The organism is Streptomyces sp. NPDC007905, assembly GCF_042959345.1.
GTDB lineage: Bacteria > Actinomycetota > Actinomycetes > Streptomycetales > Streptomycetaceae > Streptomyces.
Genome location: NZ_JBIBKS010000001.1, coordinates 215,668 through 229,293, shown reverse-complemented (window position 1 = coordinate 229,293; position 13,626 = coordinate 215,668). Strand labels below are relative to the sequence as shown.

At 72.8% G+C, this 13,626-nt stretch carries 15 protein-coding genes; 7 read left to right on the top strand and 8 right to left on the bottom strand.

The features are described 5' to 3' along the window. Window positions 1-312: 312 nt before the first annotated feature. The gene (locus tag ACFZDC_RS01190) at window positions 313-792 is read right to left on the bottom strand and encodes an SRPBCC family protein (protein ID WP_391319270.1); all 480 of its coding nucleotides are present in this window, start codon (window positions 790-792) and stop codon (window positions 313-315) included. Between the two features lie 194 nt (window positions 793-986). Here ACFZDC_RS01190 and ACFZDC_RS01185 point away from each other — a divergent pair, with 194 nt between their 5' ends. Continuing rightward, window positions 987-1,367: a hypothetical protein gene (locus ACFZDC_RS01185; protein WP_391319269.1), complete on the top strand. Its 381-nt coding sequence runs from the start codon at window positions 987-989 to the stop codon at window positions 1,365-1,367. A gap of 252 nt (window positions 1,368-1,619) precedes the next feature. Here the strand turns inward: ACFZDC_RS01185 and ACFZDC_RS01180 are convergent, their stop codons facing one another. Beyond that, window positions 1,620-2,783 carry an acyltransferase family protein gene (locus tag ACFZDC_RS01180; RefSeq protein WP_391319268.1) on the bottom strand — a complete coding sequence of 388 codons (1,164 nt, stop codon included), beginning with the start codon at window positions 2,781-2,783 and terminating at the stop codon, window positions 1,620-1,622. 289 nt (window positions 2,784-3,072) lie between these two features. On the opposite strand from ACFZDC_RS01180, the gene ACFZDC_RS01175 reads away from it, so the two are divergent. The 3 genes from ACFZDC_RS01175 (at window position 3,073) to katG (ending at window position 6,265) form a co-directional block, all read left to right on the top strand. Then, window positions 3,073-3,330, top strand: a complete 258-nt coding sequence (locus ACFZDC_RS01175) for a hypothetical protein (RefSeq protein ID WP_391319267.1) — start codon at window positions 3,073-3,075, stop codon at window positions 3,328-3,330. Window positions 3,331-3,561: 231 nt separating this feature from the next. Further along, window positions 3,562-3,999 carry a transcriptional repressor gene (locus tag ACFZDC_RS01170; RefSeq protein WP_391319266.1) on the top strand — a complete coding sequence of 146 codons (438 nt, stop codon included), beginning with the start codon at window positions 3,562-3,564 and terminating at the stop codon, window positions 3,997-3,999. Between the two features lie 34 nt (window positions 4,000-4,033). After that, window positions 4,034-6,265, top strand: coding sequence for a catalase/peroxidase HPI (gene katG / locus ACFZDC_RS01165; protein WP_391319265.1), 2,232 nt, complete (start codon window positions 4,034-4,036; stop codon window positions 6,263-6,265). 93 nt (window positions 6,266-6,358) lie between these two features. On the opposite strand, the gene ACFZDC_RS01160 is transcribed toward katG, so the two are convergent. Then, window positions 6,359-6,571 (bottom strand): hypothetical protein, encoded by a 213-nt coding sequence (locus tag ACFZDC_RS01160; protein WP_391319264.1) that lies wholly within the window; start codon window positions 6,569-6,571, stop codon window positions 6,359-6,361. A gap of 544 nt (window positions 6,572-7,115) precedes the next feature. On the opposite strand from ACFZDC_RS01160, the gene ACFZDC_RS01155 reads away from it, so the two are divergent. Then, window positions 7,116-7,559 (top strand): universal stress protein, encoded by a 444-nt coding sequence (locus ACFZDC_RS01155; protein ID WP_391319263.1) that lies wholly within the window; start codon window positions 7,116-7,118, stop codon window positions 7,557-7,559. Between the two features lie 130 nt (window positions 7,560-7,689). Here ACFZDC_RS01155 and ACFZDC_RS01150 read toward each other — a convergent pair whose 3' ends face one another. The 4 genes from ACFZDC_RS01150 to ACFZDC_RS01135 all read right to left on the bottom strand — a co-directional run bounded on the left by ACFZDC_RS01150 (window position 7,690) and on the right by ACFZDC_RS01135 (window position 10,796). Further along, window positions 7,690-8,391, bottom strand: a complete 702-nt coding sequence (locus ACFZDC_RS01150) for a response regulator (RefSeq protein ID WP_391319703.1) — start codon at window positions 8,389-8,391, stop codon at window positions 7,690-7,692. Window positions 8,392-8,573: 182 nt separating this feature from the next. After that, window positions 8,574-9,254, bottom strand: a complete 681-nt coding sequence (locus ACFZDC_RS01145) for a CBS domain-containing protein (RefSeq protein WP_391319262.1) — start codon at window positions 9,252-9,254, stop codon at window positions 8,574-8,576. Window positions 9,255-9,766: 512 nt separating this feature from the next. Beyond that, the gene (locus ACFZDC_RS01140; protein WP_391319261.1) at window positions 9,767-10,342 is read right to left on the bottom strand and encodes a hypothetical protein; all 576 of its coding nucleotides are present in this window, start codon (window positions 10,340-10,342) and stop codon (window positions 9,767-9,769) included. 31 nt (window positions 10,343-10,373) lie between these two features. After that, window positions 10,374-10,796, bottom strand: a complete 423-nt coding sequence (locus ACFZDC_RS01135; RefSeq protein WP_391319260.1) for an anti-sigma factor antagonist — start codon at window positions 10,794-10,796, stop codon at window positions 10,374-10,376. Window positions 10,797-11,088: 292 nt separating this feature from the next. On the opposite strand from ACFZDC_RS01135, the gene ACFZDC_RS01130 reads away from it, so the two are divergent. Together ACFZDC_RS01130 and ACFZDC_RS01125 are read left to right on the top strand one after the other, a co-directional pair. After that, window positions 11,089-12,159, top strand: a complete 1,071-nt coding sequence (locus ACFZDC_RS01130) for an alcohol dehydrogenase catalytic domain-containing protein (protein WP_391319259.1) — start codon at window positions 11,089-11,091, stop codon at window positions 12,157-12,159. A gap of 18 nt (window positions 12,160-12,177) precedes the next feature. After that, a complete protein-coding gene (locus tag ACFZDC_RS01125; RefSeq protein ID WP_391319258.1) occupies window positions 12,178-12,852 on the top strand; it encodes a pyridoxamine 5'-phosphate oxidase family protein in 675 nt (224 codons plus the stop codon). A gap of 45 nt (window positions 12,853-12,897) precedes the next feature. Here ACFZDC_RS01125 and ACFZDC_RS01120 read toward each other — a convergent pair whose 3' ends face one another. Further along, the gene (locus tag ACFZDC_RS01120) at window positions 12,898-13,356 is read right to left on the bottom strand and encodes a pyridoxamine 5'-phosphate oxidase family protein (protein ID WP_391319257.1); all 459 of its coding nucleotides are present in this window, start codon (window positions 13,354-13,356) and stop codon (window positions 12,898-12,900) included. Window positions 13,357-13,626 lie beyond the last annotated feature (270 nt).

Genomic DNA, 13,626 nt, shown 5'->3' with positions numbered 1-13,626 from the left:
CTCCGCTGTCATCCGCCCGGGGCACAGGCAGCGCGCCGCCGGAGAGTCCGGCGGCGCGCTGCCTGTGCGGTGGACGGGGCCCGCGGCACCGTGCTCGTCGGCAGGCACCGGCGCGGTGGGCGGGCGCAGAGTCCCGCGCCCGCCCACCGGGACACGCCGGTTGCCTTCCCGCGCACGTCCGCCACGGCTCCCTCACTGCGTCAAGCGGCGCCCGGCGGCCTTGGGCCGCCGGGCTGGTTTCGCAGTGCCGTCTACCCCGAATCAGGGCGGTCTCTCCTGACTGTTGTCCATGTCACCCGGGAGTGCGACGGGTCAGAAACCTCCGGGGCCGTGCAACCCGCCGACCTCGCCCCGCCACGCCCCGGTCTCCAGGCCGCCGCGCTGCTCGATGAAGTCCTTGAACCGCTGCAGATCGCCGGAAACCCGCCGCTTGACGAAGCCGAGCTTGTCGCCGACGTTCTCGGCCAGGCCCTCCGGGTCGAACTCCATCTGCAGCATGACCTGCGTCGTGGAGTCGTCGATGCGGTGGAAGGTGACCACGCCGGCCTGCCGCGCCTCGCCGTCCACGGTGGTCCAGGCGACCCGCTCGTCGGGCCGCTGTTCGGTGATCGCCGCGTCGAACTCCCGCCGGACCCCACCGACGTTCGTCACCCAGTGCGTGAGGGTGTCCGTGCGCTGCTCGATGCGCTCCACCCCCTCCATGAACTCGGGGAAGGTCTCGAACTGGGTCCACTGGTTGTAGGCGGCACGCACGGGAACGTCTACCCGCACGGACTCCTCGACCTGCGACATGAAGTCCACCTCTCGTCCTGTCGGCTGCAAGAGAGGACCGGGTTCCTGTCTGCGGCCGGCCTATGCATACGGTTCCGCCGCGGGCCGCGCGGGACGCCGGAACAGGGCCGTCCACAGGAACGACTTCCCGAACAATCGGTGAGGACACGATCCATCGGCGGCCGTTCCCCTGGGCGGCCGTCGGCCTGACCGCGGTGGCCGTCGACGCGGTGGTGCTGCAGGCGACCGGGCCGGGGGCGATGGACGCCCTGGACCACGATCCGCGCCGGACCGGCTGGTGGCGTGTCGTCACCTCGGTGTTCCTGCAGAACGGCGGGTTCTTCGGCGGCGCCTGGAACATCGTCACGCCGGCTGTCGTCGCCGCGCCGGCCCAGTGGTTCTGGGGCGGCCCGCTCATGCTGACGCTGTTCGCCGGGGCATCCTGCTGCCCGAGCGGATCGACGCTCCCTTCGGGGGGACGGCCCCCAGCACCGACCCGCGCAATTTCGCGGGCAGTTCGGGCGCCACCTACTTTCTCACCGCCACCCTCGCAGCGGCCCTCCTCCTCACCGCCACCGACACCGGGCGGCGCCTGACGGCGGCGGCCGCGCCCGCGGCCGGGATCGCGATGCGGCTGGCCCAGGACAACGGGCACGGCCTGGTCACCTGTTACGGCTTCCTCGCCGGCGTCGCCGCCCTGGCCCTGGCCGCTGCCTGCCTCGCGTACCGGTGCCGACCGGAGCCGAGAGGTGACCCGAGCGGCACCCCAGTCGGGTCACCGCAGCGGCTGACCCGCCCCCGAGCGGCTACCGCACCCCGCGGTTCTGGCACGATCCGCCGGCCAGGCCCTAGGGGCGGGAGGGGACCGACTCCCGTTGCGGGGCGGACCTGCCGTCGTTGCGGCGGCCGCGCAGCAGCAGGCGTCTCGCCGGTCGCTCCACCGCCTCGTACAGCACCCACGACAGTGCGAGGGACACGGTGAAGGCGGCGACGGTGACCGCCAGACCCGCCGGCACCCCGAAGTGCGGCTTGGTGCCCAGCAGGGTCGTGCCCGCGCGCAGGACCAGCAGGTGAATCATGTAGAAGGCGAACGACAGTTCGCCCAGCCGCACCAGCCGCCGGTGCCGCCACAGCGAGGGCAGCCCGTGCAGGTCCGCGACGGCCGCCGCCGGGATGAGCAGGGCGAACCCGGCGAGGGTGCAGACGGTGGCGGAGTACCCGGGCGTGACCTGCGGGACCAGGAAGTACCCGATGATCGCCAGGGCCAGCGAGGCCTCCAGGCCGGGCCCGCGCCACCGTCCGAGCAGCACCAGCCGGGCTGTGACGGCGCCGAGCACGAACTCGGGGAGGCGGGCGGCGGGCAGGGAGTAGACCGGCTGGCTCGTCCAATGGTGTGCGTCCGCCCGGGCCAGGACCAGCACCGCCACGACCGAGACGCCGCCCAGCGCCGTCGCGCCCCGGGCGCCGAGCCGGCGCAGCAGCAGGATCAGCAGCGGGAAGACCGCGTAGAAGAACGCCTCGCAGGCCAGCGACCAGCTGACCGGGTTCAGCGTCTGCCACCAGGGGCGCCACCAGGAGTGGACGAGAAGGACGTTGGCCAGTGCCTGCGAGGGTGCCGGCTTCGCCTGATGGGCCAGCGTGTACGTCATGAGGAACGCGACGGCCAGGGTGACCAGGTGCACCGGGTAGATCCGCGCGATGCGCCGCCGCCAGAAGGCGAGCGGACGGTCATGGGGCCGGGCGGACCAGGTGAGCACGAAACCGGAGAGCACGAAGAAGAACGACACACCCGTGGCACCGGCCCCGAACCCCCAGGACACGATGCGGCCGGCGTCACCTCCGAAGTAGCCGAAGTTGTTCACGTGCAGGCCGAACACCAGCAGCGCCGCCACCCAGCGAAGGCCGGTGAGCGACGGCAGGGAGGACATGGCGGCGGGCGCCGGGGATCTGGCCGAGGCCGTGCCGGTGCGTGTGGGCGGCGTCCGGGTCGTCCGGGGCGTCGCCGTGGTCATCCGATCACCTGCCGCAGGAGGTTCGCGTGGGGCATGAAGGGGAACATTGCCCGTTCGCCCCGCCTCAATCACGCCACGTTGCAAAGGTCACACTGCTGCTGAACGACGGAACCCCCGGGATGCCACGGACGGCGGCCCGGGTACGCCCATACGAGTGAAGCCCCCATGGGGCCGGGACGACGGGAACGACGGCCGGAGGAGGCCGCGACTTTCGCCGCACGAGGCCCTCCCTTCGGTCCCGTGCCGTAGACCATCGGCGGACGGCGTCGGCGGGCCCGCTCCCGCCAGGGTGGCCGTATGCAGAAGACCAAAAGGGATCAACCGCGCACACTTCCTCGCCGCGACGGCGGCCGCAGGGCTCGCCGCGACACTGCTGCCCGCGGGCACGGCCCGGGCCGCCAGGACGCCGCGCGGACTGCGCCCCCGGGGTGTCGTCTACACCGTCGGTGCCGGCGAGACGCCGGCCACCGGCTTCAGTCCGACCCGGATGCGCAGGGACTTCCGCGTGATCCGCGACGAACTGCACGCCGACACATGTCGTGGCTGACGCGCCGGTCCCGGGCCGCGGGGCTCACCCGTTCGGTGGACCCCGCGGCTCGGCGCGCCGCCGGGCGGGACGTACGGCCACAAGATGCGTCCATGCCCGCGCGCTCCGGTGCCCGCACCGGCCCCGTCGGGCAACACCACGCACAGGCGAACATCAGCCGACGACACGAGGCCAGAATTGCATCGTTCGTTTTCTTGAACTCTTCGTGTTTATGAGGGTAGGGTCGGCGCCATGACCGCATCCCAGACTCCGACCACCGCTGAAGAGCTGCGCGGTGCCGGCCTGCGCGTGACGGCGGCCCGCGTCGCGCTGCTGGAGACCGTCCGGGACGGTGACCACCTCGGCGTCGAGGCGATCGCCTCCGGGGTCCGCGACCGCGTAGGTCACATTTCCCTGCAAGCCGTCTACGAGGCCCTGCACGCACTCACCGCGGCGGGCCTCATACGCCGTATCGAGCCGGCCGGCAGCCCCGCCCGGTTCGAGGGACGCGTCGGCGACAACCACCACCACGCCGTGTGCCGGTGGTGCGGTGCCGTCGCGGACGTCGACTGCGCGGTCGGCGAGGCGCCCTGCCTGACCGCGTCGGACGACCGTGGCTTCTCCATCGACGAGGCCGAGGTCGTCTACTGGGGCACCTGCCCCGACTGTTCCCCCGGCCGCAGTTCCTGAGCACCGAGTTCCGTCCAGTTCGGAAGGATTGCACATGACTGAGAACCACGACGCGATCGTCACAGACTCGAAGTCGGAGGAGGGAAGCGGCGGCTGCCCCGTTGCGCACGGCCGCGCCCTGCACCCGACCCAGGGCGGTGGCAACCGCCAGTGGTGGCCGGAGCGGCTCAACCTGAAGATCCTCGCCAAGAACCCGGCCGTCGCCAACCCGCTGGGTGAGGACTTCGACTACGCCGAGGCCTTCAAGTCCCTCGACCTTCCGGCCGTGAAACAGGACATCGCCGAGGTGCTGAGCACCTCGCAGGACTGGTGGCCGGCCGACTTCGGCCACTACGGCCCCTTCATCATCCGGATGGCCTGGCACAGTGCGGGCACCTACCGCATCAGCGACGGCCGCGGCGGCGCCGGCGCCGGCCAGCAGCGCTTCGCCCCCCTGAACAGCTGGCCCGACAACGCCAACCTGGACAAGGCCCGCCGCCTGCTGTGGCCGGTCAAGAAGAAGTACGGCCAGAGCCTGTCCTGGGCCGACCTGATGGTCCTCGCCGGCAACGTGGCCCTGGAGTCCATGGGCTTCGAGACCTTCGGCTTCGGCGGCGGCCGTGAGGACGTCTGGGAGCCGGAGGAGGATGTCTACTGGGGTCCCGAGACCACCTGGCTGGACGACAAGCGCTACACCGGCGACCGAGAGCTGGAGAACCCGCTCGGCGCCGTGCAGATGGGCCTCATCTACGTCAACCCGGAAGGTCCGAACGGCAACCCGGACCCGATCGCAGCGGCCCGCGACATCCGTGAGACGTTCCGCCGCATGGCGATGAACGACGAGGAGACCGTCGCCCTGATCGCCGGCGGCCACACCTTCGGCAAGACCCACGGCGCCGGTCCGGCCGACCACGTCGGCGCGGACCCGGAGGCGGCCTCCATGGAGGAGCAGGGCCTGGGCTGGAGGAGCACCTACGGCACCGGCAAGGGCGCCGACACCATCACCTCCGGCCTCGAGGTCACCTGGACCACCACGCCCACCCAGTGGAGCAACGGCTTCTTCGACAACCTCTTCGGCTACGAGTGGGAGCTCACCGAGAGCCCGGCCGGCGCCAAGCAGTGGAGGCCGAAGGACGGTGCGGGCGAGGGCACGGTCCCGGCCGCCCACGACCCCTCGAAGAAGATCGCCCCCTCGATGCTCACCACCGACCTGGCGCTGCGCTTCGACCCGATCTACGAGCCGATCTCCCGCCGCTTCCACGAGAACCCGCAGGAGTTCGCGGACGCCTTCGCCCGCGCCTGGTACAAGCTGACCCACCGCGACATGGGCCCGAAGTCGCTCTACCTCGGCCCGGAGGTCCCCGAGGAGACCCTGCTGTGGCAGGACCCGCTGCCGCAGCGCGAGGGCGAGCTGATCGACGACGCGGACATCGCGGCCCTGAAGACCAAGCTGCTCGACTCGGGCCTGACCGTGTCCCAGCTGGTCACCACCGCGTGGGCGTCCGCCTCCACCTTCCGTGGCAGCGACAGGCGCGGCGGTGCCAACGGCGCCCGTATCCGCCTTGAGCCGCAGCGCGGCTGGGAGGTCAACGACCCCGACCAGCTGGCGCAGGTGCTGCGCACCCTCGAGGGCATCCAGCAGGACTTCAACGCCTCCTCCGGTGCCAAGAAGGTCTCCCTGGCCGACCTCATCGTCCTCGGCGGCGTCGCCGCCGTGGAGAAGGCCGCCAAGGAGGGCGGCTTCGAGGTCCAGGTGCCCTTCACCCCGGGCCGGGTCGACGCCACCGAGGAGCACACCGACGCCGAGTCATTCGAGGTGCTGGAGCCGACCGCGGACGGTTTCCGCAACTACCTGGGCAAGGGCAACCGCCTGCCGGCCGAGTTCCTGCTGCTCGACAAGGCGAACCTGCTCACGCTGAGTGCCCCCGAGCTGACCGTCCTCGTCGGCGGTCTGCGCGTCCTGGGCGCCAACCACCAGGGTTCGCAGCTCGGTGTCCTCACCAGGACGCCCGGCTCGCTGACGAACGACTTCTTCGTCAACCTGCTCGACCTGGGCACGACGTGGTCGGCGACCTCCGAGGACCAGACCACGTTCGAGGGCCGCGACGCCGCCACGGGCGAGGTGAAGTGGGCCGGCAGCCGTGCCGACCTGGTCTTCGGCTCGAACTCCGAGCTGCGGGCGCTCGCCGAGGTCTACGCCAGTGATGACGCGAAGGAGAAGTTCGTGAAGGACTTCGTCGCCGCGTGGACCAAGGTCATGGACCTCGACCGGTTCGACCTGGTCTGAGCGACCTCCCGAAGGCGTCCGGGCCGGCCCGCACGGGTCGACCCGGACGCCTTCGGCATGCACCGGTCACGGTGCCCAAGGACGCCCCGTGCCTCAGCCGAACAGAGCCCGTACCCGGATCGTCTCCACGCGCCGCCATGTGCCGCCGGGCAGCAGCACCCAGTCACCGGCCGCGCCGCGGGCGCTCCACCGGCCCGGGCCGGCCGTCACCGGTGCGCCCCGCACCCGCGCGGCGCCGTGGGCCGGCATCCGGTTGGCGCCGCGGGCGGGCTCGTTCCGCCGCCGGGCGCGGGCGCGCCTGCTCATCGCTGCTCCCGCCGTGGACGGGTCGTACCGCCACCACGTCGCGCACGGTCGTCGGCCCGACCTCCGGAGCCGGGGTGGGCCTCGGCCTCCGGGCCGTCGCCGCCGTGCACCCGACCGGCCGGATCACCGTCCCGGCCGCGCATCCCGCGGGCGCCGGCGCGGTGTCCGGGTGTCCCCGGGGTCCGGCCGGCCGACCGCAATACGTCACCCGTGCGCCCATGCATGATCACTCACTCCTCGACCGCCCGGCCTTCCTGGAGCATGGCTCGCGGACCGTCGCCCGTCGTGGGGCCGAACGGCACTCATCAGGACCGTAGGGCCCATACCCGGCCCCTTCCCAGGGGCGGCGGCGGTGAAGCGTCCGCGACGACGACTCGACAGCGCCCCGTGAGCGGAAGCGTGTCGAGCCCGGCCCCGGCCCGGGCGGCGCGCCGTCCGTCATGCCCCCGGTGGCTCATCGGTGGCGGGGCGGCCGGGCCTCACGCAGCGTGGAGTCGAGGGGGCCGGTCGGGCGGCGCGAAGAGCCGCAGGAGAGGTGGGACGCATGGACAAGGATGTCTCCGAACCCAGGGTCGTGGTCGGTGTGGACGGCTCGGCGTCCTCGTACGCGGCACTGCGCTGGGCCGTGCGCTACGCCGGACTCCTCGGCGGCGTCGTGGACGCGGTCACCGTGTGGGAGCTGCCCGGTCTGTACGGCTGGTCGGCGCCCGCCGTGGACATGGACGTCGACGAGGACGAGGCCCGGCAGCGGATGCGCCAGGAACTGACCGACGTGCTGGGCGCGGACGCGGCCGGGGCGGTCAGGACCCACGTGGTGCACGGCAACGCGGCGGACGTCCTGCTGCGGGCCGGCGAGGGGGCCGAGGTGCTGGTCGTCGGCAGCCGGGGCAAGGGCGGCTTCGCCCGCGCCCTGCTCGGTTCGGTCAGCCAGCACGTCTCCCAGCACGCGAGCTGCCCGGTCGTCATCGTGCGTTCCGAGGCGACGTGATCGGTCCGGGGCCACCCCGGCCGATCGGGGCCGAGCGGACCTCGCGCCGCGGGCGGGCACCCGCCAGGGGCTGCTCGGCCGGGACCGGGCCGGCCGTGCGGGCGCGAGTCCGGAGATCATGCCGGTCGCCTCACCGCGCGGGGTGTTCTCCGGCGTCATGTTCGTCCAGGTGGGAGGCGAGGACGGCCGCCTGGACCCGGCGCTGGACGCCCAGTTTGGCCAGGAGCCGTGAGATGTGGTTCTTGACGGTCTTCTCCGACAGGTACAGCTTCTTGCCGATCTCACGGTTGGTCAGCCCGTCACCGATCAGCGCCAGGATGTCGCGCTCCCGGGGCGACAGTCCCGCCAGCTCGGGCGGCAGCGACGGGGGCCCGGCCGGGTCGGCCCGCAGGGAGTGCATGAGGCGGGCCGTCGTCGCGGGATCCAGCATCGACTGGCCCGAGGCAACGGTGCGAACCGCCGACACCAGGTCGGAGCCGTTGATCTGCTTCAGCACATAGCCCGCGGCCCCCGCCATGATCGCGTCCAGCAGCGCGTCCTCGTCGTCGAAGGAGGTCAGCATCAGGCACGCCAGCCGGGGCATGCGGCTGCGCAGTTCCCGGCAGACGGAGATGCCGTCGCCGTCCGGGAGGCGCACGTCGAGCACGGCCACGTCCGGGCGCAGGGCGGGCCCGCGTGCGAGGGCGTGCTCGGCGGTGTCCGCGTCGCCCACCACGGAGATGTCCGGTTCGGCATCGAGCAGGTCGGCCAGGCCGCGTCGTACGACCTCGTGGTCGTCCAGCAGGAACACACGGATCGGGTCCTGCTCGGTGAAGGTGCGTGTCTCGGCCATGGCGACCTCTCGTGCCCCGTCGGGGACCGGCGGCGGACTCTCCATCAGGCCGATCATCACCCCCCGGTGCCGGATCCACCAGGGCCGACCGGCCCCACCAACAGCAGACCGTTCGTGCGGCCCACCGCAGGACCGTCCGTGCACCGCGGCCCCGGTGAACCAGCGGCGCACATTCCGCGTCCTCACGGGCCGGCCGACTCGGCCGGCTGCCGTGGCCCCTCCGCGTGCGAGAGGTCGAACTGCACGTCCACCACACCTTCGACGGCCCGGATCAGACGTGCGGCGACGGGAACCAGGGAGGTGTCGCGGACCCGGCCGACCAGCGTCACGACCCCGTCGTCGACCTCCACGTGGAGGGCCGAGGACGGCGGCGGGAACAGGTACGCCACGACCTCGCGCCGCACCTGTTCGGCGATGTCCTCGTCCCCGCGCAGGAACACCTTGAGAAGGTCGGAGCGGCTGACGACGCCCTGCAGCAGGCCGATCTCGTCCACCACCGGCAGCCGCTTGACCCGGGACCGCGCCATGATGCGTGCGGCCTCGCCGAGGGTGGCGCCCGCCCGGACGGTGAGCGCGGGGGAGGTCATCAGGTCTCCCGCCGTGAGCGCGTCGGCCTTCGCCAGGTCGGAGTGACGGCGCAGTCGGGCGTACCCCTCGTCCGGGGTGTCCCGGAACTCCTCCTTGGGCAGCAGGTCCGCCTCGGAGACCACACCGACCACCCGGCCCTCGCCCTCGAGCACGGGGAGGGCGCTGACCTTCCAGTCCTGCATCAGCCGCACGATCTCCTTGAAACCGGCTCCTCGGCCGACGGCGGCGACCGTATGGGTCATGACGTCGCTGACGATGTGCGGGGTGCCGTACATGATGACTCCGTAGGGTCTGCGGCGGGCTGTCCTGCCCTCTCCAGCGTGTGCGGGTGCGATGGCCCGGGCCAGGGGCCGCCCGGCCCTTCACGCGGGCCGTTCGGCTTCCCGGCCCCGGGGCGCACCGGCCGCACGTACGAGACCAGCGGCACGGCAGCCTGCCGTCGAGCCGCCCGCTGCCGTCCGCACCCGCCCACCCGCCCGCGGCCTGGCACTCCGACAAGTTCCCGGCCCCCGTCCACGACGTGGCCGTGCAACCGATTCCCCACCTCAACGGTGTCGCCGTCGGGGAGCCTCGCTCCCTGACGGCCTCGCACCCGCGGATGCGAGAGCAGGCCACCGCCCTGGGAAAACGTCCGGCCGGCCCCGGTCCGGCTCGCAAGCCGGGTCCGCGTCGGTGGCTGATCCGGCCGACGGCATCGCCGCCGCAGCGGGGGTGACGGGCGGCTTCCCCGGAGGGGCGAGAATCGTCCGCAGCCCTCGGGCCGCTGTGGGACGCGATCACCCGGTGATCAGCCTGTCGGGTGCCCCCAGCCTGGGCCCACCAGGTTCCATTCCCGGTCCCAGTGGGCCAGGCGTCGCCGGTCCAGGTGCGCTCGGACGACGGCTCCCGCGAGGCAGGCCGGAGCGGCGACGGCCAGGGCGGCCGCGGAGCCGAAGAGGCCGGCCTCCACGGCGCCCTCCACCCGGCCCGTCGGCCGCGTGGCGGTGAGCCGGTCTCGGTCGTCCTGCCAGACCACCACACGGGCACCGGCCCTCAGACCGCCGTCGACCAGCGTCCGCCCGGTTCGGGACGTGCCGTCGGGCGCCGTCCAGCGCAGCGAAACCCGGATCCGGCCGTCGGTCGACCGGGCCGCCGTGGCCCCGGGCGGCGCGCCGGCGAGCAGGACGGCCCGAGCCGGGTGCCGGTGAGCGCGCTGCTGCGCGAACTCGTCCGCGGCGGCGCCGGCCGTCACCAGGGCGGCGAGCGTCCCACCGACCACTACGACGATCCAGACGGCCAGCACGACCCAGGCCTCGACGATGTCCTCGCGCCGCCGCAGTGGATTGTCCCGCCACCGCCACAGCGGCTTCCTGGTCCTCGCCACGCGGCGCCTCCTCCCCGTGGTGACACCTCCGCTAGCGGGTCCCGTATGCGGCCGGCACGACGTTCTTCGGGAGCTGTGGAAGCACCTCGAAGACGTCGGCCAGACGCGTGGCCCGCAGGAGCATCAGGAAGTTCGTGCTGTCGGCGACCAGCCGCAGCCGGCCCCGCCGGGCCAGTACTCGGTTGCGGGCCCGGCACAGGACGCCGAGCCCGGTGCAGTCGATGAAGGCGACCGGCCGCAGGTCGAGCACCAGGTCGGGGCACGGGTGCGCGGTGAGCGCATCGAGCCGCTCCGACAGTACGGGCGCGGTCAGCAGGTCGATCTCGCCGTGCAGCGGCACGACGGTCGCTTCGCAGGGAACTCGGCCCCCGGCCGACAATGGCGGCGCCGTGTGGTTCTCGGCCACGAACCCCATGCGGTACTCGTTCATGGGCCCCGTGCGGTTCTCGGACATGGGGCAAAGCCAACACGTGTCCCCTAAGTCCCGAAAGGGCCGTTCGGCCCCCATCCCGGGACCGTCCAGGACACTCGCGACCCCTTTCCGGGCCGTCGGCGCCGATGGGCACCGTCCGGCCGGCGGCCAGGGCCGGACGGCCCAAGCGGGGCGCCTCGGGCACCGGACACGCTGAAGTGCGGGGCGGTTACGGCCTCGCGCGGAAACCCGTCCGCGCCGGGCCGCCGTCGGCCCGGCCCCCGCGTCACACCGAAGCCGGCCCCGCGTCACACCGAAGAGGGTGAGGAGCGCCATGAAAGCCTTTGTCTTCCACGGCCCCGGACAGTCCTCATGGCAGGACGTCCCGGACCCCGCGATCAAGGAACCCACCGACGCGATCGTGAAGGTCGACGCCGTCACCATCTGCGGGACCGACCTGCACATCCTCAAGGGCGACGTGCCCGAGGTACGCCCCGGAACGGTGCTGGGCCACGAGGCGGTGGGCGAGATCGTCGAGGTCGGCAGCGACGTGCGCACCGTCCGCCCCGGAGACCGCGTGCTGGTTTCGTGCATCACCTCCTGCGGCCGGTGCCGCTTCTGCCGGGACCGCAGCTACGGCCAGTGCCGCGATGACGGAGGCTGGGTCCTCGGCCACCTGATCGACGGCACCCAGGCCGAGTACGTCCGCGTCCCCCACACCGACCTGTCCGTGCACCCCCTGCCGGGCACCGTGCGCAGCGAGGACGCCGTCCTGTTCGCGGACATCTTCCCTACCTCCTACGAGGTGGGCGTCCTCAACGGGCACGTACGCCCCGGCGACACCGTCGCCATCGTGGGCGCCGGGCCCATCGGTCTCGCGGCGATCGCCACGGCCCGCCTGTTCGCGCCCGAGCGGATCATCGCGGTGGACCTGGCCCCGGCCCGGCTGGAGGCCGCACGACGGTTCGGCGCCGACGCCGTGGCCGACGTCCACGAGGCGCCCCGCCAGCTGGTCGCCGACCTGACGGACGGGCTCGGCGCGGACGTGGTCATCGAGGCGGTCGGCGTACCGGAGAGCTTCGAGCTGTGCACCCGCATGGTCCGCCCGGGCGGGCACGTGGCGAACATCGGTGTGCACGGCAGGCCGGCCACGCTGCACCTCGAGGAACTGTGGACCAGGAACGTGACCATCACCACCGGACTCGTGGACACCTACTCCACCCCGACCCTGCTGCGGATGGCCGCCGCGGGGCGGCTGCGGACCGCGCAGCTGGTCACCCACACCTTCCCGCTGAACCACATGGAGGAGGCCTACGACGTCTTCTCCAAAGCCGCCGAGACCGGTGCGCTCAAGGTGGTCCTCGGCGGGGAGTCGCACGCGGAAGTGGCCGTTCCCGCGGCCTGAGGAGAAGGGCGTGACACCATGAGCGACCAGACGCGAGTCGACCCGGCGACAGAAGCGCCCCTGGGCGATCTGGGACGCCGGCTGGCCGCCCGGCGGGCGCAACTCGGCCTGACCCGGCGGCAGGTGGCCGCGCGCGCCGGCCTGGCACCCGGCTACCTCAGGTACCTGGAGGAGCGGCCCGGCGCCGCGCCCGGGCCGGGCGTGCTGGTGAGGCTGGCCGAGGTCCTTCAGACCACCGTGAACGAGCTGGCCGGCGGCGCCGTCGACGTGCCGCCCGGACCCGGACGCGCCGGGCGGGCACCGCGCTTCACCGAGCTGGGCCCCGCCGAGTGCAGGTCCCTGCTGGCGACGCACGGGGTGGGCCGGCTCGCGGTATCCACGCCGTCGGGGCCGGTGATCGTCCCCGTCAACTACAGCGTTGTGGACGGCGCCATCGTCTTCCGGACCGCGTCCGGCGCGACACCGTCGCTGTCGGCCGGCTCCCGGGTGGCCTTCGAGGTCGACCGCATCGACGACGCGTTCAGCCAGGGCTGGAGCGTACTGGTCCGGGGCTTCGCGCGGACGGTGACGGACCCGCGGGAAGTGCAGAAGCTGGCGGACCAGGCACACAGCACGCCCTGGGTGGGTGGCTCCCGCGACCTGTGGGTGAGCATCGATCCCGACACGGTCACGGGACGACGCATCACCGTCTGATCACCGCATCACAGTCCGACCACCGTCCGACCCGAGGTCCGCGGTTCAGCCGGGCTTGCCCGCCGTGCCGCCCGTCTCGGTCAGGAGCACCCCCGTCACCAGATCGGGACGGATGCGCACCGCCTGGTCCATGCCCGGTGATGGCGCCCAGGGCTCCAACAGCCCGCGGATACGGGCGAGTTCGTCGGGATCGGTGACCAGGCGGGCGTAGCCCGTGACCACGACGCTCCAGCCGAGGTGCGTGTCCGGGTCGATGGAGTCCGCCTCGTAGGCGACGACGACACCGGTACCGTCGACCTGCTGGGCCTGGGAGGTCAGGGCCGCTCCCTCATGGGTGCGGATGACGATGTCGCCGCCGTCCAGCACGTGGTTGACCGGGCGGATGGTGGGCAGGGCCTGCCGGGTGAAGACGAGCCTGCCCAGGGGCACGCCGGCCAGCAGCCGCAGCGCCTCGGCACGGTCGAGGTCGACGCGCCGGCGGGTCGGGTCGTCGTTACGGATCATGGCTGGCTTCTTCGGGAGTGAGTCGCTTTCCCCTCGCCGGATGCCACACCACCGTGGGCGCTCGGGCGATGACGCACGGAGCGACACCGCGGGGGATCGGTGCCGCTCCTGGTCCCACTGTGTCGCATGGTGCGCCTTCTCCCCAGTGCCGTTCGGCCCCCGACGCAGGGCCGTCGGACCCTCGCGGCCGTCACCCGCCCTCGCCGGTGCCGATGCCGATCAGGGCCGCCCGGCCGGCCTCGGACCTGGCCCGCACCCTGGACGACGAGC